The 21,510-nt window shown below is 55.7% G+C and carries 16 protein-coding genes; 11 read left to right on the top strand and 5 right to left on the bottom strand.

Annotation, left to right across the window (positions count from 1 at the left end; genetic code table 11):
• From EKM95_RS11845 to pgmB, 7 genes are all read left to right on the top strand, one after another.
• The coding region (locus EKM95_RS11845) for a hypothetical protein (protein WP_225423261.1) at positions 1–186 on the top strand (186 nt) is incomplete at its 5' end.
• Positions 187–205: 19 nt separating this feature from the next.
• Positions 206–1,090 (top strand): carbohydrate ABC transporter permease, encoded by an 885-nt coding sequence (locus EKM95_RS08615; RefSeq protein WP_125697517.1) that lies wholly within the window; start codon positions 206–208, stop codon positions 1,088–1,090.
• A 34-nt stretch (positions 1,091–1,124) separates the two neighbouring features.
• Positions 1,125–2,690 (top strand): type 2 periplasmic-binding domain-containing protein, encoded by a 1,566-nt coding sequence (locus EKM95_RS08610; RefSeq protein WP_125697513.1) that lies wholly within the window; start codon positions 1,125–1,127, stop codon positions 2,688–2,690.
• Positions 2,691–2,821: 131 nt separating this feature from the next.
• Positions 2,822–3,463: a YesL family protein gene (locus EKM95_RS08605; RefSeq protein WP_125697511.1), complete on the top strand. Its 642-nt coding sequence runs from the start codon at positions 2,822–2,824 to the stop codon at positions 3,461–3,463.
• Between the two features lie 19 nt (positions 3,464–3,482).
• Positions 3,483–5,666, top strand: a complete 2,184-nt coding sequence (locus EKM95_RS08600) for a glycosyl hydrolase family 65 protein (RefSeq protein WP_125697509.1) — start codon at positions 3,483–3,485, stop codon at positions 5,664–5,666.
• 1 nt (position 5,667) lies between these two features.
• The gene (locus EKM95_RS08595) at positions 5,668–7,968 is read left to right on the top strand and encodes a glycoside hydrolase family 65 protein (RefSeq protein WP_125697507.1); all 2,301 of its coding nucleotides are present in this window, start codon (positions 5,668–5,670) and stop codon (positions 7,966–7,968) included.
• Between the two features lie 13 nt (positions 7,969–7,981).
• Positions 7,982–8,650 carry a beta-phosphoglucomutase gene (pgmB, locus tag EKM95_RS08590; protein WP_125697505.1) on the top strand — a complete coding sequence of 223 codons (669 nt, stop codon included), beginning with the start codon at positions 7,982–7,984 and terminating at the stop codon, positions 8,648–8,650.
• Between the two features lie 768 nt (positions 8,651–9,418).
• Here the strand turns inward: pgmB and EKM95_RS08585 are convergent.
• The 5 genes from EKM95_RS08585 to EKM95_RS08565 form a co-directional block, all read right to left on the bottom strand.
• The gene (locus EKM95_RS08585) at positions 9,419–11,659 is read right to left on the bottom strand and encodes a helix-turn-helix domain-containing protein (protein WP_125697503.1); all 2,241 of its coding nucleotides are present in this window, start codon (positions 11,657–11,659) and stop codon (positions 9,419–9,421) included.
• Entirely contained in the window at positions 11,646–12,326 is a 681-nt protein-coding gene (locus tag EKM95_RS08580; RefSeq protein ID WP_125697501.1) for a hypothetical protein, read from the bottom strand. Before EKM95_RS08580 ends, EKM95_RS08585 begins: the two co-directional genes overlap by 14 nt.
• 197 nt (positions 12,327–12,523) lie before the next feature.
• Positions 12,524–14,392: a beta-N-acetylhexosaminidase gene (locus EKM95_RS08575; RefSeq protein WP_125697499.1), complete on the bottom strand. Its 1,869-nt coding sequence runs from the start codon at positions 14,390–14,392 to the stop codon at positions 12,524–12,526.
• A gap of 116 nt (positions 14,393–14,508) precedes the next feature.
• Complete coding sequence (locus EKM95_RS08570) at positions 14,509–14,973, bottom strand: hypothetical protein (RefSeq protein WP_125697497.1); 465 nt, start codon at positions 14,971–14,973, stop codon at positions 14,509–14,511.
• A gap of 15 nt (positions 14,974–14,988) precedes the next feature.
• Positions 14,989–16,026 carry a glycoside hydrolase family 18 protein gene (locus tag EKM95_RS08565; protein ID WP_125697495.1) on the bottom strand — a complete coding sequence of 346 codons (1,038 nt, stop codon included), beginning with the start codon at positions 16,024–16,026 and terminating at the stop codon, positions 14,989–14,991.
• A 178-nt stretch (positions 16,027–16,204) separates the two neighbouring features.
• On the opposite strand from EKM95_RS08565, the gene EKM95_RS08560 reads away from it, so the two are divergent.
• The 4 genes from EKM95_RS08560 to EKM95_RS08545 are packed head-to-tail and all read left to right on the top strand — an operon-like array spanning position 16,205 to position 21,213.
• Entirely contained in the window at positions 16,205–17,575 is a 1,371-nt protein-coding gene (locus EKM95_RS08560; protein WP_125697493.1) for an alpha-L-fucosidase, read from the top strand.
• 22 nt (positions 17,576–17,597) lie between these two features.
• Complete coding sequence (locus EKM95_RS08555; protein WP_125697491.1) at positions 17,598–18,569, top strand: ABC transporter permease; 972 nt, start codon at positions 17,598–17,600, stop codon at positions 18,567–18,569.
• A 15-nt stretch (positions 18,570–18,584) separates the two neighbouring features.
• Complete coding sequence (locus EKM95_RS08550) at positions 18,585–19,502, top strand: carbohydrate ABC transporter permease (protein WP_125697489.1); 918 nt, start codon at positions 18,585–18,587, stop codon at positions 19,500–19,502.
• 49 nt (positions 19,503–19,551) lie between these two features.
• Positions 19,552–21,213: a type 2 periplasmic-binding domain-containing protein gene (locus EKM95_RS08545; protein WP_125697487.1), complete on the top strand. Its 1,662-nt coding sequence runs from the start codon at positions 19,552–19,554 to the stop codon at positions 21,211–21,213.
• Positions 21,214–21,510 lie beyond the last annotated feature (297 nt).

Raw genomic sequence — 21,510 nt, 5'->3', positions numbered from 1 at the left:
TCGCAACGCTCCAAACGTTGCTTTCAGACCGGCCAGATGCGATTTCATGTCCCAAATACCGAGGTGAATAATCCAGGCCGTCATCAACGTGATCTTACTGCTGGCAGTCAACTGGATCTCGAAAAAGACCACAGATACGACACTATTTTGATAAGGAGGGGGAAAAATGGCAATGTCGCTTTCTAAAAAGCCGCGAGAAAAACACATGCACGTCAAACCGGCCGGCAAAGACTTGGCCTTTCAGATCATCATCTACGTTGTCGCTGCACTCATGATTCTCGCGATCATCTACCCGCTCTGGTTCATCATCATTGCGTCGTTCAGTAATCCTGCTGATGTGGCGAACGGTGAGGTCTGGTTCTGGCCGCGGCAATGGACGTTTAAAGGGTACAACGCGCTGTTTGAACAACCGATCATTTGGCGCAGTTATCTCAACACCATTTTGTACACGGCGATTGGCACCTTGTTCGGCCTGCTGGTCAACATTCCAGCCGGCTACGCACTGTCTCGCAAAGATCTGAGCGGGCGTAAATGGTTGAACGTGTTTTACGTCATTCCGATGTTCATCAGCGGCGGGTTGGTCCCGATCTATTTGACCGTCAAAAGTGTTGGCTTGGTCAACAACTTCTGGGTCATGATCATTCCGTTCGCTGTCTCACCTTACAACATCATCGTGGCGCGAACGTTCTTCCAGTCCAGCATTCCTGACAGTCTCTGGGAAGCGGCCCAGTTGGATGGTTCAGGAACCTTCCGCTATTTTGCGCGTATCGTGTTACCGTTGTCTAAGGCGGTGCTTGCGGTCATCGGGTTATGGACGGCCGTTGGGATCTGGAATCAGTGGTTCAACGCGTTGATCTATTTGCAAAACGAGAACCTGCAGCCATTGCAGCTCATCTTGCGGCGCATCTTGATCTCCAATCAGCAACTGGCCGGCAACACCACCGGGCAGCTGGCAGCCGAGCTTCAACAGTTGTCAGACATGATGAAATACGCATCGATCGTGATCTCCACCTTGCCGATCATGGCACTGTATCCATTTTTGCAGAAATACTTCAACCAGGGCGTTATGTTAGGTTCAGTTAAAGGGTAATTAGGGAATTTCAATTAGGGGAGGAAATACAGTCATGAAATTGAGTAAGAAATTGCTCAGTGCCGGTCTTTTGGCCGCTGCCAGTGTGCTCATGCTTGCCGCTTGTGGCAACAAATCCGCTGACAAAACGACCACTTCCGGTACGCCATCATATACGATTGCCACAGTCCGTTGGTCCGATTGGGGGAACGACTTCCTGAAGGGCTTCGTCGCCAAGACGGAAAAGGACTCGAAGATCAAGGTTAAATGGAATACTTATTTGAACTCCGACTGGGGCGACAAGAAGTCCGTTGTCATGTCCGGCGGTGATCTGCCCGATGCTTTCTGGGGCGATATCTGCTTGACTGACGCGGAAGTTGCGAAGAACCAGGACAGCTTCATCGCACTTGAAGATTACATCGACAAGGATATGCCGAATCTGAAGAAGGCTTTTGAAAAGGATCCGGCTTTGAAGGCCATGGTCACCTCACCTGATGGCCATATCTACAGCCTGCCAAAGAAGTCCCCGATGCGGCCAACGATCACCAACCAGCTGTTCATCAACAAGACCTGGCTTGATAAGCTCGGCCTCAAGATGCCTGACACGTATCAAGACTTCATCAAAGTCCTGACCGCGTTTAAGAACGACGATCCAAACGGCAACGGCAAAAAAGACGAGATTCCTTATGGCGCCGGCAACGATGACGCGATCTTGAACTTCATCCAGCCATTTGGCATCACTTCACCAAACACCTCTGCGCAAAACATGGTCATGGATGGCGACACCCCTGTTTATCAGCCGACCACGGATAACTACAAAGAGGGTATCTCCTGGATGGCCTCTGCTTATAAGAACGGTTTGATCGATCCACAGATCTTCACGGAAGATGTTTCTCAGGCGCAAGCCAAGGTTCAGGCCAAGACCGCGATCGTTGGGGTTGCAGCCGGCTGGACCGCAGATGCGATCTTCGGTGCCAACGCGAGTCAGTATGTCGCATTGCCGCCGCTGAAAGGCCCTGATGGCAACCGCTACGTCAACTCAGATCCAGATCACTGGAACTATTCTCGCAATGAGTTCCTTGTGACCACGCATGCCAAGAACGTCGACAAGCTGATGAAGTGGGCCGACAAGTACTACACCAACGATGCCACAATTCAGACCTACTACGGTTCGTTCGGCGTTGGGACCAAGAAACTCGACAACGGCGACATCCAAGTCCTCACCCCGCCAAAGGGCCAATCCAGTGATATTTTTGCCTGGACCAACTCCTTCCGCGACTTTGGGCCGAAGTACTCCGATCCTTCATTTGACAAGAAAGTCATCCTGCCAAAGGACAACGGGGATTACACCAAGCTTCAGCTCGATGCGCAATACAAGCAATATGCGCGTCCGGCCTTCCCGAATGTCACCTTCTCGCCTGAAGAACTGCAGACCACGTCCCAGCAATACACCGATATCAGCAGCTATGTCACCCAGATGTCCTCGAAGTGGGTCACCAAGGGCGGCGTTGATAAGGAATGGGATGGCTACATTTCCAAGCTGAATCAGATGGGTCTCAAGGACTTTGTCAAGATTCAAAAGACGGCTTATGACCGCTACGAAAAGACCATCAATAAGTAAACCAATACTGCTGTAAAGCGGACAGACTGGCGAGGCTGTGGACAAAACATTTTTGTTTTGAACCCGCCTCGCCTTTTTGCAAGGTAAAGGCAACACCCCGCTCCGCACCCTTTTCAAATAGGAGATCAATCATGAAACAGATTCTTTCATACAACAGCTCTTTCATGCGGCTTCTGGAAAATGTCACCAACGTCTGGCTCCTGCACTTCTGCATGCTGCTCACCAGCTTGCCAGTTGTGACGATCGGGGCCTCGCTCATGGCTGGCAATGCCGTGATGGCGCGCATTTACGATAATCAGGAGACCAAGGTCATCCATGATTACTGGCACTATTTCAAGGCCAATCTGAAGCAAGGTGTTGCCTGGAGCCTGATCGTGGCGGCGGTACTGCTTGTTTTGTTCTTTGACCTGAAATATCTGATCAAGTTGCCGGTCGTGCTGCATCTCGTGTTCGGCAATCTCTTGATCGTCCTTGCCATTTTTGCCTTGGCGATCTTGAGCATGCTGCCGCCGTATCTCAGTCGATACACCGAAACGATCGGCCACGCGACGCACAATCTGCTGATCATTTTGCTGCATCACGTCGGCTGGTGCGCGCTATTGGTGCTTGCGTCTGTTTTTCCACTGATCTTATTGATGGCCGGGAGCGTTGGCATTTGGACGTTGATCTTTTGGTTCACGTTCCTGGGCTTCGGCGTTTGCATCTGGCTGCAGTCCCTGATCTTCAAACAGATCGTCGCGCGCGTTGAGCCAAATGCAGTACGGGCTGCATGAACCTAACTAGGAGGAGACAATGAATTCGGATTGGCTATTTACACAGACCGGTTACGACCCCGAGGATCTCAATGGCTTGGGCAACCGGTTCATGCTCGCCAACGGCTATATGGGCTACCGCGGCGTCCTTGAAGAGTATGGCAAAAAACAACTGGTCGCCTTGAACCTCGGCGGCGTGTATGACCGCAATGGCGACAAATGGCGTGAGACCGTCAACGCCCCGGACCCAATGGCGATCACCCTGACGCGCGGCGATCAGGCCTTCAGCGTGCTCAAACAATCCCCGCTGACGCACACGATGACCCTGGATTGCCAGCATGCCAAGGTGAGCCGCCACACAGTTTTCCAAGCCCCTGAAGGTACCGTGACGATCACCAGCGAGCGCTTCTTGAGCGCCGCCGCCACGCATTACGGCGCGCTGCAATATCACGTCGAGGCGGATTTTGCCGGGGACTTCACCTTGCGCGCCGGCATCGATCACGATGTGTGGGACATCAACGGGCCGCATTTATTCCACTACGCCCAGACCGTCCAAGATGACACGTTCTGCGTCTTCGCCCGGACCGGGGAAAAATGTGTCCCGATCGCCGTTTGGCAGAAGCAATTCCTGGATGCGCCGGCTGAATCCAGCATCGAGCGCGCCACGACCGGCTTGTTCCGCAATTATCAGCTACACCTGACGGCAAACGTGCCGGTCACCCTGACCGTCTTTTTCGGCGTCAGCGAGACTGAGCGCGACGACAACGCGATTGCCCTGGCGATGCGCGGGGTAAAGGCCAGTGATTTCGCCACGTGGCAGGCGGCGCATGAAGCCGTTTGGGCCAAGTGGTGGGCGCAAAGCGATATCGCGATCGACGGCCCGGTCGATGATCAGCGGGCCCTGCGCTACAGCCTCTATCAGCTGCTTGCGATCGCCCCGCATGGCGTTGCGGATCAGTCGATTCCCGCGCGCGGCCTGTCCGGGCAAACCTACAAAGGCGCCATTTTCTGGGACACGGAAATGTTCATGTTGCCATTTTTCCTGGCGACGGATGCCGAAACGGCCCGCAGTTTGGTGGGCTACCGGATCCGCGGGCTGCAAGCGGCGAAGCAAAAAGCGGCTAGTTACGGTTTCCAAGGCGCGTTTTACGCCTGGGAAAGCCAGGAGAATGGCTTTGACGCCACCTCCGATTTCAATGTCACCGATGTATTCACAAAGCGGCCGATGCGGACGTATTTTCGGGACAAACAGGTCCACATTTCCGGGGCGATCGCGCTGTCGATCTGGCAGACTGCCCAGTGGCTGAACGATCCGAAACTGCTGTTGTCCGGCGGCGCCGAAGTGATTCTGGAATGTGCCCGTTTTTACCTGGATTACGTCAAACAGGGCCTGCTGGATGACACGATCGTTTGCGATGACGTCATCGGGCCGGACGAATACCACGAACGCGTCAACAACAACGCCTACACCAACAAGATCATCGAGGAGACCTGGCGCGCGGCGCTTGCGGTGATCGCTTGGCTGCAAAAACAGGCCCCGACCGCCCTCAAGACAATGCTCGACCAGCTTCATTACGCCGCCTTGCCACAATTGATCGCGGCCAGCCTGCCGAAGTTGAAACAGCCGCTGGTCAAAGACGGCGTGATCGCCCAATTCGACGGTTATTTTGGCCTCGAAGACACCACGGTCGAGGCCGTGCGCAGCCGGCTGCTGGATCCGCGTGAATATTGGGGCGGCGCGTATGGCGTAGCCTCGCAGACACAGGTGATCAAGCAGGCCGATGTGATGATGATGCTCGCGCTTTTCCCGCAAGACTATTCCCCTGAAACCCACCAGCAAAATTATGCCTACTATGAGCCGCGCACCGAGCATGGCTCCTCGCTCAGCTGGAGTATGTACGCGATCGAAGCGGCGCGGCTTGGGCTGGGGGACGCCGCCCACGACTTTTTCGTCAAAACGGCAACGGTGGATCTGACCGGGCAGTCCAAACACTGGGCTGGGTCGATCTACATCGGCGGCACCCACCCCGCCGCAAATGGGGGCGCCTGGCTGGTCGCGATGCGCGGCTTTGCCGGGATGCAGGTGCGCGATGGGCAGCTTGAATTCAAGAACCAGCTCCCGCCGCAGTGGCGCGCGATGCGTTTTCACGTCGGCTATCACGGCCGGCATTACAGCGTCACGATCAAAGCAGGACAAGAACAACCCGAAGTGGAGGAAAACTAGGATGGCAAAAATTGCAGACCGCTACTTCACCGTCGATCCCTGGACCGTCAGTGAAGCCGGTTTTGATCCAAAACATGGCCGCGTGGCGGAGTCGATTTTTTCACTCGCCAATGAATACAGCGGGGCACGCGGCTTTTTTGACGAAGACTACACAGGCGATTCGCTGATCGGCAGTTACTTCAACGGTGTCTATGAATACGGCGCAGAGGACCCGAGCATTCAGTACGCCGGGATTCAAAAACGCGGCCACTTTATGGTCAATGCGGATAACTGGCTGGCCATGAGCCTTGAGATCGATGGCGAGCGCCTCGATCTGCACCAGGCGACGGTCAGCGACTTCACCCGCCAGCTCGACCTGCGCAACGGCGTGTTGACCCGCAGCTTCGTTTGGGAGCTGGCAGACGGTCGCCAAGTCCAGCTGACCTTTACCCGCTTCATTTCCATGGTCGATGCCAGCAGCGCCTATCAGCAAGTCACCCTCACGCCGCTGAATTTTTCCGGCAGTGCGACGCTGACCTCGCGCGTCGATTTTGACACCCGCCATGGCGCCGATCCCGATCCACACTGGGAAGATGTGCGCGACTTCAATGAGCTGACGGCATTTGGCATTTTGGGCAAGACCCGCACCTCCCGCAAGCGTGTCTTCACCCTCGCCAAGGTCAGCTTCACCGGCGCCACGCCGACGACCAGCACACCACTTGACCAGACGCGCGTTGTCGGCACCGCCTATGAACTGCCACTGACCGCCAACGAGCCGCTTACCTTCACCAAACAGGTCACGAATATCGTTGAAAAAGACGAAGCGGTCGCCAACGACGCGATCTGGCAGCGCGGCCTTACCACCAGCGCGGCCCAGGCCGACTATGCGACGGCGCTGAAAACGCAGACCGGGTACTGGGATGATTTTTGGGCGAAAAATGACATTCAGATCGAAGGCGATGTCGCTGACCAACAAGGCATCCGCTACTGTATTTTTCAAATGGCCCAGACCTATCATGGCCAGGACCCGACCAACAACATCGGCGCCAAGGGCCTGACCGGCGAGGCATATGGCGGCCTCGCCTTCTGGGACACGGAAACGATGTGCCTGCCATTTTACCTGTTCAACGACCTCAAGGCGGCGAAAAATCTGGTCGAGTTCCGCTACTCGACCCTGGATGCGGCCAAGCGCCGGGCGAAAATGGTGGATTGCGAAGGGGCCAGCTACCCGATCTCCACGATCAACGGCGACGAATCCACGTCTCTGTGGCAGCACGCCAACACCCAATTGCAGCCCAGCACTGCAGTTGCCTACGCGATCTGGCATTATGCGCACCTCAGCGATGACACGGCGTTTCTCAACACCCATGGCATCGAGATGCTGGTCGAGATCTCGCGCTTCCTGTACTCGCGCGGCGCCTGGAACCGCAAGCATGAATTCAGCTTCTATGGCGTGATGGGGCCCGATGAGTTCCAAGTGATGACGAACCACAACGCCTACACGAATTACATGGCGCTCAAGACTTTTGAATTCACCATTGAGACCGCCCAGCGCCTGGCAAAAACAGATCCGGCAGCCTATGCCGACCTGGTGGCAAAAACCGGTGTTTCCGATGAGGAGCTCACCGACTTCCAAGACGCCAGCGATCACATGGTCTTTCTCGGCGACACCAACGGCATGATCGAGCAACAACAGGGGTTTTATGATTTGCCACACATCGATGTCGACAAGATTCCGGTCACTGATTTTCCGCTGTACGATCACTGGTCCTATGACCGCCTGTTCCGCAACGACATGATCAAACAGCCGGATGTCCTGATGTTCCAGTTTCTTTATAACCAAGACTTCACGGCGCGGTCCAAGCGGCTCAACTACGATTACTACACCCCGCGGACCATCCACGAATCCTCGCTGTCCCCTTCCATTCACTCGATCTTGGCGCAGGAATTGCACAAGTTCGATGACGCGATCAACTTCTTTGGCTTTGCCACGCGCATGGATCTGGACAACTTCAATCGCAACACCCGCGATGGCCTCCACACGACCTCCATCGCGGCGGCCTGGTTGAACATCGTGTATGGCTTCGGCGGCCTGCGCTCAGACGGCCCGGAACTGATCCTGAATCCGGGGCTGCCGGCCAGCTGGCAAGGTTATCAGTTCCGCATCAACTATCGCGGCGCGAACATTCAGGTAAAGGTGACCGCAGAGACCGTCACCCTGACCGCCACCAAGCCGACGCCCCTGACGTTGTATGGCAAGGAGACCACGCTGCAGGAAACACCGCTGAACGTCGCCTTACCAGCAGCTTGGCGGGCAAAATAGAAAGGAGAAACAAATGCTCAAAGGTTTTGTCTTTGACCTCGACGGTGTGATCACCGACACCGCCCAATATCATTATCAGGCGTGGAAAGCTTGCGCCGCACGCATCGGCATCACGATCGATCCAACAGTCAATGAGGCACTGAAAGGCATCAGCCGCATGGAGTCCCTGGAAGTGATCTTGCGCCATGGCCACCGGGAAAATGATTTCACCCCGGCCGAAAAAGAGGCGCTTGCCACGGAGAAAAACAACGAGTATGTCGGGCTGCTGGCGAACATGACCCCGGCCGATATTTTGCCAGGCATGCAGGCCTTTCTCGAGGCGCTCAAGGCGGCGGATTACAAACTCGCCTTGGCCTCTGCCTCGAAAAACGCCCCGACGATTCTCGCCCGCCTTGGCCTAGCCGACTATTTTGATGCGATGGTCGACCCCGCCACACTGAGCCACGGCAAGCCCGATCCGGAGATCTTCGTGAAAGGCGCCGAATTAGTCGGCATCAAGCCAAGCGAAGCAGTCGGGCTGGAAGACGCCGTCGCCGGCATTCAGGCGATCAACGCGGCCGGTGAATTTTCCGTCGGCATCGGCGATCCAAAGATCCTGCACGAAGCGGACCTGAACTTTACCTCAACATCTGAAGTCTCCCTCGCCGCAATCGAAAACGCATTTGAATCAAAAAACGCCTAGGGTGCGGAAGCTCGCGGGATGGTCGGGCGGGTAGCTTGGCTCGGGTGCTTGAGGCGCCCTTCGCCTCGAGTACACGAGACAGCTAGACGTCCCGACCATGCGAGCTGGAGCCCGACTACAGGGTGCGAAGCGGGGCGTTTAGGGGTGAGCAGCTAACTTGGGCCTGGCGCTTGGGGCGCACCTCGCCCCGAGTGACGGGACCAGTTAGATGACTCACCCCTGCCCCGCGGAGCCCGACTATAGGGTGCGGAAGCTCGCGGGATGGTGGAACAGCTAGGTCGGCTCAAGTGCTTGGTGGTGTCCCCTGCCACCGAGTGCTTGAGACGCCTAGATGTTTCCACCATGCGAGCTGGAGCCCGACTACAGGGTGCGGAGGTGCGCGCTTATGGTCGAGCAGGTAGGCTAGCCAAGCGCTTGGTGGTGCTTCTTGCCACCGAGTGCTTGGCGTACCAAGTTGTCTCAACCATGCGCACCGGAGCCCGACTACAGGGTGCGGAAGCTCGCGGGATGGTGGAACAGCTAGGTCGGCTCAAGTGCTTGGTGGTGTCCCTTGCCACCGAGTGCTTGAGACGCCTAGATGTTTCCACCATGCGAGCTGGAGCCCGACTACAGGGTGCGTCCCGCCTCCCTAAGCGGCCGCATCCTCAGTTGATAGGCACCCGTTTCTCCCTAATAAATAGCGCGTCGTCACTTGTGCAAAAGCACAGGTAGCGGCGCGCTATTTTTGCTAGCTAGGTGTTATGTTTCACAAGAAACAATCCGGCATGATCAGCTGCTTTGGGCCACGCGATCCGCGGCATTATGCATGCGGCGATACTCGCCCGGTGTCACCCCGGTCATCTTCTTGAATTTGCGAGTAAAGTTGGCCACATCGTAGTACCCATTTTGCTCAATGATCGATTTGATCGGCGCCGTGGTGGTGATCAAGGCGCGCTGAATGCTGAGCAGTCGGTGTTCCGTGACGAAGGCCGTGAACGTCTTACCGGTGATCTCCTTGATGTAGCGGCTGGTGTACGGCACCGAAAAGCCAAAATGATCCGCCACATCGACCAGCGACAAGGTCGGCGAACAAGCGTGATCAGTCACATACTGTTTCAGCTGGCTAGCCACATCCTCCTCGGCGCTCGACGCGCCGGAATCGGCTGTCGAGGCAGAGGTAATGTCTTTGATCGCCGTCAGCAGAATTCCGTGCAACTGGCTCAACGACGAGATCGTGCGCAGGGAATGCACCAGGGTTTCATTGACCTCTGCGTGTTTTTCATAATCGGCCTTGAGCACCCGGGAGATCAGGTTGGAAATGCCGATGTCGAACCGGTCCTGCGGGTCATAACTTTGGCTCGCCAAATTGAACAGCACCTCAAACGCCTCACGTGCCGGTTCAAAATGACCCTGGAGCAGGCTGTTATCCAGCTTCAGTTCGTTATTGAAATCAAACGGGTTCTCCGCATTGGCTGTCACATCGGCCGTCGCGGTGTAGCGCACATTGTCCCCTTCGGCCGGCCGCGCGGTGACTTGCATGGAAACCACTTCGATATAGGCTTCATGCAGATCCGCCAGTTGGTCGATCGTGCGACTGATAAACAGCGCCGTTTTGGCATGGACAAACGGGGTGCGGTCCCGGATCTCGTCCAGCAGCGCCACCGGATCCTCGCCGCTGGCAAAATTCAGCAAGACCACCACCTGCGCCTCACTGACACGATGCATGAACAAGGCGGTGAAGTTAGTCCCCGCCAGCGGTTCGTCGCCTTTGCTGTTCCACTCGGCGGGTTGATCCGCCAGCGCGACAACAAAATGCGGATATGGCAGGGCGATCGCACCTGTTTTCAAGAAGCGGCCCACGACTTCTGGATCCGTCACCCGCCCGTTCAAGATCAATTGCAGAATCTGATTGCGGACAAAGGGCAGTTGCGCCTTTGAGGCCGAGATCAGGCTTTGGTGATTGTTGATGTAATTCTCGATCGCCAGCTGGAGCCGTTTTTCCTCAGTCGCATCGCCTGCACCATCGCCATTGAAGCCTGGGGTCGGCAGGATCTTTTCCAGTCCCGAGATCACGGCGTATTGGCGTTTGGCGAAAAATGAGATCAGCACGAGGCCGCCGGTCAGCAGAATGCCAAACAGCCACAGGTAATGGATGAAAAAGCCGCGCAATGGCACCCACAAGGACGGCGGCAAGGTATACGAGACCACCTCAAACAGGCCGGTACTGCTGGCCTTGCGGTGCACGCTGAGCTGATGGCCATCCGCCAAGCGGTAGGTCTGCTGGTATTTTTGCCCGAGCAGGCCCTTCAGCGGCGTCTCCGCGAGCGTGGGGCTAGAGAGCTGGAGCGTCCGGTCGTTAACTGTCAGGCCGATCACCTGACTGTCACTGGAGGTCCCACTGGTCAAAATGTCGTGAATGTCGACGGGATTCAGGGAAAAATACACGACCCCTTTTTGCTCGCCCGACATCGGCATCAGCGGCACCATCAGGGTCATTTGATCCTGTTGGCCTTCCGCAAGCGCCGGTGTGATAAACAATTCGGGATTGGCGTCGCGCATCATCGCCTGTTTTTGCCGGCTCGACAAATTGGTGGGCATCAGGCCGTATTTCGCGGCCGCGTCGTCCAGGCTATAGGTACCCTTGACCGTGTACAGCGTCCCCGGCGTGCGAAACACGTTGACCCAGGTCTGGTCGATCAGGCTGGACGACAGGTTATAGCGCCCCAGCGCATCCTGAATCGCCTGATAATCCGTCACGTTTTGCGGAATCTTCGCAAAACTGGGGTCCAGCGCGATCTGATGGGCTGCGGTGATCAAATGGGCCATATTGTTATCCAGATTGCCTGCCACCTGATTCAAGGCGCGGTCCTGGGCGGTAACCACTGCATTTTGCTGGCGCCGCGTTTCAGTGACGACCCAGTTGATGGTCAGTAGAATCACCGGTAGCAAAAAAGCCGCGACGAGAAAGGCCCAGTACATCGTCATCAGCTTTTTTGGCTGCCATTGGGGCAAATGCTTAGACATTTTCATGAGCGGCACTCCCGATCACGGTCTCAACATACTGGCACGCATGCAGCGAGAACCAAACCATCGGCGTCAGATACAGGGGCACCAAGGCCACCAGCGAAAGCGCGGGAAACAGCGTCAATAGCGCGGTCGCCACGACGGTCCCAACGAGAATCGCAAGCGTGTCACTGAAATGCGCGATCGAGATCACGAAGGCCTGGCGAAAATACTGCCAAAAATGCAGCTCATAGCGCCCGTAGATCGTCAAAATATACAGTGTGTAGATCATCGCCATCACAAGGAGCACGATCAGCCCATATTGAAGCGGGGCGGATTTGATCAAAACGCGATTGACGCCAAGGTCCAGCCACAGCACGGCGAGCACCCCAAAATCCAGGTACAACAGCGCGTTGGCCTCTTTGAAGGAGGCGCGCCAAAAGCCGCCGAATTCCGTATTCAGCGCCTTGAACGTCGCAGTGGGCCCCGTGAAATGGGTCATTGGTTTGCCCCCTGCTTCAAAGCGCCGAAGCAGAATCTTCACGGCACTGGCCAGCGCTGGAAACAGCCCGGCGACGATTGCCCCGCGAAGCGTGTACGCGAGAAAAAGCACTTGCACCTTGATTGCAAACAGCAGAATGGTCCCCAGATTCAACGAAAATTTGACAATACCACGCGGCTCAGTCGTATGCATTTTGTGCGCCCCTTTCCCCTCAAACACATCAGACATTATTTATTGATAACATTTAGATTAATCGATAACCAGTTCAGTGGTCTATATATCCGGTTTCCGCCACTGAGATGAGGTCATAAACCATTTTACTGTGGAAACCTTTTCAGTGTCAACTTAGAGCCTCGCAAAAATTTTGTCGCGATTTTTCGCGCCAGCGATCAGACCCCGGAAAGCTTGCTGACGGTGACCGTATCGGCGTACAACCCGCGGCCGACTGAGCTTGCGGTTGGCTGACCTAACAATAATTGCGGCTCGTCCAGCTCGGCCAATTGGGCTGCCTGGCCGTCGCACCACTGCTGAAGCCGCCAAGCCGCTGTCTCGCAACTGAGAATCAGGCCGCCATACCGCACATCCATCACTTCCCAACCAAACGGCGAGTTGATGTTGAACCAAACGGCGCGGTGGGCCTGCTGCAGTGTGCGGTACTGGGCGGCCAATTCTGGCAGGCGGGCTAAGACAACCCGCATCGCCGCTTTGTTTCCAGCTTCATAGGTTTGCCGAATCTGATCCATCACCGCCACCTTCGTCGCCAGCACCTGCGCCAAGGCGCGGTAAAACGCGATCAGGTCGTCATCATCTGGGGTCGTCGAGGCCGCCGCCAAGGACGCCGCCAATTGGGTGTAGTGTCCAAGCAGGTCCACATTGGCCAGATTTTTGGCAAAAAGCGGATGCAGTAAGTCTTCGTAAAGCACGACCTTGCTGGGATTCGTGGCATCCGGATTGCCGGCCGTCAATTCTGGCAACTGATCGAATTGATCCAGGAGCAGGTAGGTGGCCGCCGTTTTTTGCTGATAGGTTGCAAAGGCCGTGGCCAAAGCGGCTGCGCCCGGCGCCGCTTGGTGATAGATTTGTTCCGCAAAATACTGAATGCCCAGCGCGCCTGCGGTAAATGGTGTTTCCCCGCCGTCGTCGCCCCACATCGTCGCATAGACCGTATCCAGCCCCACATTTTTCGCGGCGGTCATGCCAGCCTTCATGGTCTGCATGGTCTTGCCGTAATTCGGGGCCAAGCCGTTCCACGTCCAAACGCCGGTGGCAAAGCTGACCGGCACGCCCAGCTGCTGGTGCAGGCGGAAAACCGTTTCATAGTTTTCCTGGGAATTGTTGTAATAATCCCAGTACATCAAATTGACGTTTGGAATCTGATCTTTGACCTTCGCCGGGAAAACAGTTTTTGGATCGCCGTAGCCATACCCGGCGGCATTGAACCACATATCGCTCCACATGATCGGCTCAAGCCCCATTTTTTCCGTGAGAGCGATCACCCGATTCACATGCTCGAGCATGATCGTGGTCTGATCGACAGGGCCATGTTGATCCTGATAGCGGCCACGGCCCAGCGCATGGGCCTCATCCATGCCGATGTGGATCTTCTTCGTGCGAAACGGCGCCATGGCGTTTTTCAAAATGGTGGCCAAAAAATCGTACGTCTTGTCCTCGCCGACCAGCAGGATGCCCGGCATGTCGATCATCTGATTCATGAACGGCCAGCGCATCGGGTTGAGCAAATGACCCAGTGTTTGAATGCAGGGAATCAGCTCAACGCCCAGCGCATCCGCATAGTCATCGGCGGCCTTTAACTCGGTCTGCGACAGGCGGCCCCGCTGGTAACCCCAGTACGGATAGGCTTTGACCTCGTAAACATCTTCCATATAAAGCAGCGATGAATTGAGCCCAAGCTTGGCGGACAGGCGGATCATCTTTTTCAGCCCGCCCAGCGACAACGCGGCGTTGCGCGACATATCGACCATCAGGCCCGTCGTCGTGAACTGCGGCGTTTCGTCAAGCGTCAGGTCGGCCCCGGTGCGTGCAGCTTGCACCAAGGCGTTCAGCCCGCGGAAAAAGGCGGCGCGGAAGGGGTAGCCGATCGCGGCCTGCCCGTTAGTCAGCTGAACCGTCAGCGTCTGGGCCGAGGTCGCCGTAATGGCCAGCCCGGTCTCACCGATCTGAAACCCGATTTCATCCGCTAATTCGGTGGCGCCTGTGCGCAAGTCTTGCGGTAAAGCATCAATATTGATCGTGACCATGAGTGAACTCCTTTTATTTTGACAAAAAGTCGAGACAATAGAATGCAACTGAATTCGGCCTTCCTTTCAGTGACAGCAGTGTCGTGGGCCAAAAGCGACAGTTGTCCCACTCCGTATCAGTTCGCCTTAATGAGATTGACCAGCAACGATTTTTTAATGTACCAAGCCCCGTCCTGATTGACGAATTCAATTGTCGATTCAAGAATCTGTTTCTTGCCTGTTTTGGTGGTGGTCTGCAGTTGATCGACCTTCGCCATCAGCGAGGTGCGCGTCTGCTTTTGCACTTTGAATTCCTGCAGTTTCAGCGTCGCATCGCGCTTGGCCAGGGCCTTTGTCATTTGGGCCGCGGTTTCGGTGCGTTTGCTGGGCGGCACCGTCTCCAGATACTCAGAAACGCTGCCGGCGTTGACCGCATCGATATTTTTCACCAAGACCTGCCTGGCCTGGCGCCGGGCCTGCGTCGCCTGGGCGTCTGTCATGCCTTGGACCACCACCTCGCGATCGGCGAAGGTGTAGACCAATCCCAGGCCCATAAAGAGCGCGACCAATAGTAAGGCCAAAAGTTTCGTTCGTTTGCGCATCCCAGCGCCTCCTTTCTACCGCGCGGCGGCAAAGACTGCTGCCGCCGCATCGACCAACGTGCCGGTCAGATCCAATGAGGATTCCCAAAACATCAGGCCGCGCAAGCCATGGACGACCACGTATTGCGCCTTGGCCGCCATGGAGCGGGCATCATCATAGGAAGAAAAGCGTTGGCCGTCAAAATAATACGGGGCCTTGGCCTCCTCATCCCAATACACGTTTTCCGGATGGGCCGCAAGTAGTGGCGCGAGCTCATTGTAGTTGCTGGTGTGATCGCCGAGGCTCTCCGCCGGCGTGGCCAGTGGCGCCGCGGTGCCTGCCGGAAACCCGGTCCAATTGCGACTGTAAAACGCGGACCCGAGCACCAATTTTTCAGCCGGCACCCCTTTGGCCAGCATGTAATTGACACTTTCCTGCGCCGACAGGGTCCCGTTTGGTGCGGTATAACCCAGCAGATTGCTGTGGTGGCTGGCTAAATGCGTCCAGCTGCCGCGCATGTCATAGGTCATCAGATTGATGTAGTCGCAATACTGCACATAATCAAACGCGCCATCCGGACTCATCGTCTCTAGCAGCGCAGGGGCCGCACCGACTGCTACCGTCAGGCGATATTCCCGCGCATCTTGGGTCCCCGCTTCATCCAGCTGGCGGCGCAGTTCTTTGACAAAGGCCAAAAAATGCGCGGCATCGTCCGGCGTCGCCTTGATCCCCGCGGTGTCCATGCCGGGATATTCCCAATCCAGATCGACTCCATCAAAATCATACCGGCGCATGTAGTGGATAATATTTTTCGAAAAAGTCGTCCGGGTCTCGTCCGTCTGCACCGCATCGGAAAAGCCATCCGCCGTCCAGCCGCCGATACTAATGCAGGTTTTCAGTTCGGGGCGCGTCGCCTTCACTTGGTTCACGAGGTGTATCTTTTTGAGTTCGCGCGTCAAGTTCAACCCGTCGATCTTGGCGAAGGCGTAATTGATGCAGTCAAGCTTGTCGATCTCAAGCTGATCGATCGTCCATTCTTTCCCGTCATCCAGGTAGGCCATCAGTTCATTCATACCCTCAACTCCAATTTAAAATTTTACTTCCGTTATATAGGTAACCGTTTACATTTTTGACTATACCCCGCGCGGCAAATTGTCACAAGCGAACCATAAGAACCACATACTTGAAAATCTCACATATTGAAAGCGCTTAATTTCCCGGGTTATAGTCGGAGGCGAAAGGGGGCACACAATGACTGAAGAAACGACCCCGCGAGCCGACATTGAGACCGCCAAAACAGCGGACTGGACTGAAGCCGACTTCGCGGATTATCCAGAATTTCCCACGCTGCAAAAGCGCTGGGATTGGTTCCAAGATCAAAAGATCGGGTTATTGATGCATTGGGGCTTGTATGCCGTTGCGGGCATCGTCGAGTCGTGGCAATTGTCCGACGAAGACACATGGGCGCGCGGCAAGCATCCGTTTCGGCCGAATATGAAGCAGCTCAAGCATGACTACTGGGGGCTTGCCAAGCAGTTCGATCCGGAAAACTATGACCCGGCCGCCTGGGCCAACCTGTTTAAGGAAGCGGGCATCCGCTACACCATTTTGACCACCAAGCATCACGACGGCTTCACGCTTTACGACACCCAGGAAAGCGACTATAAGGTCACCGCGCCTGGCATGCCGTATGCCACCGGGAAATATGCCGATCTGTTCAAGGCTTACGCCGAGGCGATGCGGGCGGCCGGCATCACGCCCGGCGCTTATTACTCCAAGGCGGACTGGCACCATGACGATTATTGGCGCCACGATGACAAGCCAAAGGGGCGCGGCGCCGATTATGACCCCAAGGACGATCCGGCGCGTTGGCAACGATTTGTCGATTTTGTCCATGCCCAGCTGCTGGAGATCGCGCGCAATTACGGCCCGCTTGGCATGTTGTGGCTGGATGCGGGCTGGGTCAACACCGACCGGGAGCCGCTCGACTTTGACACCTTGATGCCGAAAATTCGCGAGGCGCAGCCCGATATTCTGATTGTTGATCGCACGCTCGGCGGCCGCTACGAGAATTACGTCACCCCCGAGCGCGCGATTCCGACCTTGGCCACGCGTCCCACGATGCCGTGGGAAAGCAACATTCCGCTGAGCCACGACTGGGGGTATGTGCCGCATGGGGATTATAAATCGATCAATGAGATCATTGACGATATTCTCAAAGTTGTCACGCTGGGCGGCAACATCGTCTTAGGCATCGGGCCAAAGCCAGATGGCACCCTGCCGCGCGAAGGGGTGCGGCTGCTTAAGCAACTTGGCGGCTGGCTCGCAATCAACGGCCAAGGCATCTACGGCACCCGCGGCGTGGCAGATGCCCTTGTCGAAAACGCGCAGGCCCAGCGCCTTTACATCACGCAGAACCAGACGCATTACTTCCTATTTCCACAGCGCAAGGTCCCGCAGCAAGCGATCGACCTCAAGGCGCTGGGCCTGGCGGATACGATCAGCGCCGCCCACCTGCTCGGCTACGCGGAAGCCGACCTGGTGATCAAAGACGGCCTGCTATTTTTGCCAGGTGGCCTGCGCCAAAAACTGACACAAGGCATTGCACTGATCAAAAAATAATTTATGAAAAGGGGTTGATCGCATGGCTGCAATTTCTCCTGCTGAAACGCTCGAGTTGCCGCCAAAGGGTGGGGTCAAAAAGTCAAAGAGGCTCTTTTCTGTCAAACGGCTCAAAGAGAACTGGCAGCTCTATGTCCTCATACTACCGGCATTTCTCTGTATCTTAGTCTTTTCCTATTTCCCGATGTACGGGGTGATCATTGCCTTCAAGAACTACATGCCGTCCCTGGGCATCTGGGCCTCGCCATGGGTGGGGTTCAAGTATTTCAGCCAATTTTTTAATTCCTATTACTTCTGGGACCTCATTCGCAACACCCTGGGCATTCAGATCTATGGCCTGATCGTGGGCTTCCCGCTACCAATCATCTTGGCCCTGGCCCTCAACGAAATGAAGGATGGCTTCTGGAAAAAATTCTCCCAGACCATCACCTACGCACCAAACTTCATTTCCGTCGTGGTCATGGGCGGCATGCTGATCGCCTTCCTGGATCCTTCGACCGGGATCATCAACCACGGCTTGGGCCTGCTGGGCATGAAGCCGATCGCGTTCATGAGCGATCCGCGCTGGTTCAAGACCGTGTATGTGTTGTCCGGCGTTTGGCAAGGCACCGGCTGGGGTTCCGTCATCTACCTCGCCGCACTCGCTGGGGTCGACCCGGCGCTGCACGAAGCGGCGATCGTCGATGGCGCAACCAAGCTCCAGCGGATCTGGCACATCAATTTGCCAGCCATCGTGCCAACAATGGTCATTCTGTTGATCATGAACGTCGGCTCCCTGTTTTCGATGGGGTATGAAAAGATCTTGCTGTTGCAAAATCCGCTGAATCTGTCCTCTTCCAACGTGATCGCGACCTTCGTTTATCAGCAGGGGCTGATCAACGGGGCGTATAGCTACGCGGCGGCAGTCGGCCTGTTCAACTCATTGATCAACGCGGTCTTACTCATCGCCGTCAACCAGCTGGCCCGCAAAGTTTCCGAAACGAGTCTTTGGTAGAAAGGAGGCACAGTTATGAACACAACGCTTGTCAAAGACACCAAGGCGGATAAGATCTTCAAGATCTTTCTGTATATCTTCATCGCGTTAGCCGTTTTGATCGTCATTTACCCGTTGATCTACATCATCAGTGCCTCAGTCTCCGACCCGACCGCCGTGAACTCAGGCCAGATGTGGCTTTGGCCCAAGGGCTTTACCATGCGGGGCTACAACGTCATCATGGATTATAAGGACATCTGGCGTGGCTACGGCATGACCATCTTTTATACCGTCGCCGGCACGATTGTTTCCTTGGTGATGACCATCCCCTGCGCGTATGCGATCAGCCGCCCAGACTTTTCCGGGAAAAAATGGTTCACCATTTTCATGCTGATCACGATGTTCCTGTCTGGCGGCTTGATTCCGAGTTACTTGTTGATCAAGGCGTTGGGCATGCTGAACACCGTGTGGGCGATCATCATTCCAGGGGCCGTGTCCGTGTATAACATCGTGGTCACCCGCGCCTTTTTCCAGTCCAATATTCCCTGGGAAATGCAGGAAGCGGCCAAGATCGACGGCGCGTCTGATTTCCAGATCTTCTTCCGTATCGTGATTCCGCTGTCCGCCCCAATCATCGCCGTCATGGCCTTGTTCTATGGCGTTGGCATGTGGAACGGGTATTTTGGGGCGTTGGTCTACTTGCAAGACAAGAGCCTGTATCCACTGCAGATGGTCCTGCGCCAGATCCTGGTCCTTCAGGATATGCAACAAGGCGCATCCACTGGCGGCGGGGTGACGGCATCCACGGCCGAGCTGATGAAACAGCGCGCCGAGCTTGCTGCGATCATCAAGTACGGGGTGATGATCGTGTCGTCGCTGCCAGTCATTCTCATTTATCCATTCCTTCAGCGCTTCTTCGTAAAAGGCGTGCTGATCGGATCGCTCAAAGGTTAAGTCGTTCATTAGGGGTTTTACACAAAAAAGCGTTGAGAGGAGCATTCACATGAAGTTATCAAAAGCAGTACGCGTCGCCGCGATCACCGCAGTTTCTCTTTTGGCCCTGACCGCTTGCGGCACCAACAAATCCGCCGACACCACCACGACGAAGGCGAAAACGGACAGCAACGTGACGACCGAGGGCTTCCCTGTCGTCAAAAAAGAGATCACCATGTCGATGATGGCGCCAAACATGGGCTTTGCCGAATATAAAGACATGCTCGTGCTGAAAGACTATGCGAAAAAGACTGGCATCAACTGGAAGTACAATACCCCGCCGCAAGCGGACTATGCGACCAAGTTGAACCTGGCCTTTGCCTCGCAGGACCTGCCTGATGTGATCTATGCCTCCGGGACCTCAGTCATGACCCCGGCCAACGAGACCACGTACGGCAAGCAGGGCCTGATCGTGCCGCTTGAAGGCCTGCTGAAGAAATATGCACCGAATTTCTACAAATTGATGCAGGAAGACCCGAACATCAAAAAGAGCATCACCACACCGGATGGCCACATTTATTCCTTGCCAATGATCCAGCGCGGCGCAACGTCGAACTGGTACCTTGGCCCGATGTGGTACAACGGGGCCTGGCTGAAGAAACTCGGGGTCACCGAGCTGCCTAAGACCGTCGATGAATTTTACGATCTGATGGTCCGCTTCAAGAACGAAGATCCAAACGGCAACGGCAAGAAGGATGAGATTCCATACGCCGACCAGAAGGATTTCTGGAGCCGCACCTGGATCATGTCCGCGTTCGGCATGCTGTCCAACGACGTGCAAAACAACGGCGACAAGGTCGTTTACAACCCGATCACCAAGAACTACAAGGCGTATCTGACCTTCATGAACAAGATGTACAAGAACGGCCTGCTCGACAAGAACACCTTCACCCAAAGTGGCGATCAGCTGACCGCCAAGCTTAAGAACAGCCAAGTCGGTTTTGCCCAAGGCTACGGCCCAGGCTTCAACGGCGAAACAACGCCTGAGCAAAACGCCCAGAACCCAATGTGGCAACCACTGACCAGCTCCGTTTCGAAAAAAGCGGTCCTGCCTGGCAACCCACGGATCAACCGCGGTAATTTTGTTATCACGAAAAACGCCCAGAGTCCGGCCGCTGCGCTGCGGTGGGTCGACTACTTCTACACCCCAGAAGGTGCCACGTTCTTAGGCCAAGGCCCGGAAAACGGGATCTGGCACTACGAGACCACCGCAGATGGCAACAAGGCCAAGGTCTACAACAAGGGGATCGATGCCTCTAACGCCGGTGAAGCGACGGCCAAGATCACTCCGAACTACGGCACGACCCCGCCAATGCTGGCTGGCGAAGAAATGAAGGACCCATACGCCAACACGATCTTGGAAAAGAAGACCGACGATCCAACCGGCGATGTATACTCCAAATTTGCGATCTCTGAAACCGAAAAGAAGATCGATCCATATGTTCGCGTCCCATATCCGCTGGTTTATCTGACCAACGACGAACAGGACCTCGTTTCCCCGATCGCCAACGACTTGAAGACCTATGTGCAGCAGATGGAAGCCAAGTTCATCACCGGCGTCGAGCCACTGGCGAACTTCGACAAGTTTGTTTCCACCATCAAGGGCATGAACATCGACCAGTATGTGAAGGTCTACCAAGACGCTTATAATCGCTGGAACAACGCGAAATAAGACGCACTACCTTTCCTGCGCGAGCCAATTTTAGAAAAAACAGTCATGTGTGCCCGTCCAACATGGCTCGCGCACGATCATTGCTGACGCCCCCTCGCCAGACATGAAAATAGATAGATGCAGAAAGGGCCGAGACTGGATAACCGTCTCGGCCCTTTTGCGAATAAGGGTGCGCAGCGGGGCGCTCAGGGCTGAGCAGATAGTTCGGCCTGGGCGGTTGATGGCGCACTTGGCCATCGAACGACTGGGACGACTATCTGTCTCAGCCCTGCCCCGCGGAGCCCAACTGTAAGGTGC

Origin of the sequence: Lacticaseibacillus yichunensis (assembly GCF_003946405.1) — a bacterium.
In the GTDB taxonomy this organism is placed as follows: domain Bacteria; phylum Bacillota; class Bacilli; order Lactobacillales; family Lactobacillaceae; genus Lacticaseibacillus; species Lacticaseibacillus yichunensis.
Note: the sequence above shows the minus strand (reverse complement) of the source record. Positions and strands in the feature narration are given on the sequence as shown.

Coding starts and splice junctions, on each gene's coding strand:
- EKM95_RS08560 (WP_125697493.1), top strand. CDS start 16,205: ATGACTGAAGAAACGACCCCGCGAGCCGACATTGAGACCGCCAAAACA.
- EKM95_RS08570 (WP_125697497.1), bottom strand. CDS start 14,973: ATGCGCAAACGAACGAAACTTTTGGCCTTACTATTGGTCGCGCTCTTT.
- EKM95_RS08600 (WP_125697509.1), top strand. CDS start 3,483: ATGAATTCGGATTGGCTATTTACACAGACCGGTTACGACCCCGAGGAT.
- EKM95_RS08595 (WP_125697507.1), top strand. CDS start 5,668: ATGGCAAAAATTGCAGACCGCTACTTCACCGTCGATCCCTGGACCGTC.
- EKM95_RS08585 (WP_125697503.1), bottom strand. CDS start 11,659: ATGAAAATGTCTAAGCATTTGCCCCAATGGCAGCCAAAAAAGCTGATG.
- pgmB (WP_125697505.1), top strand. CDS start 7,982: ATGCTCAAAGGTTTTGTCTTTGACCTCGACGGTGTGATCACCGACACC.
- EKM95_RS08615 (WP_125697517.1), top strand. CDS start 206: ATGCACGTCAAACCGGCCGGCAAAGACTTGGCCTTTCAGATCATCATC.
- EKM95_RS08555 (WP_125697491.1), top strand. CDS start 17,598: ATGGCTGCAATTTCTCCTGCTGAAACGCTCGAGTTGCCGCCAAAGGGT.
- EKM95_RS08580 (WP_125697501.1), bottom strand. CDS start 12,326: ATGCATACGACTGAGCCGCGTGGTATTGTCAAATTTTCGTTGAATCTG.
- EKM95_RS08550 (WP_125697489.1), top strand. CDS start 18,585: ATGAACACAACGCTTGTCAAAGACACCAAGGCGGATAAGATCTTCAAG.
- EKM95_RS08565 (WP_125697495.1), bottom strand. CDS start 16,026: ATGAATGAACTGATGGCCTACCTGGATGACGGGAAAGAATGGACGATC.
- EKM95_RS08545 (WP_125697487.1), top strand. CDS start 19,552: ATGAAGTTATCAAAAGCAGTACGCGTCGCCGCGATCACCGCAGTTTCT.
- EKM95_RS08575 (WP_125697499.1), bottom strand. CDS start 14,392: ATGGTCACGATCAATATTGATGCTTTACCGCAAGACTTGCGCACAGGC.
- EKM95_RS08610 (WP_125697513.1), top strand. CDS start 1,125: ATGAAATTGAGTAAGAAATTGCTCAGTGCCGGTCTTTTGGCCGCTGCC.
- EKM95_RS08605 (WP_125697511.1), top strand. CDS start 2,822: ATGAAACAGATTCTTTCATACAACAGCTCTTTCATGCGGCTTCTGGAA.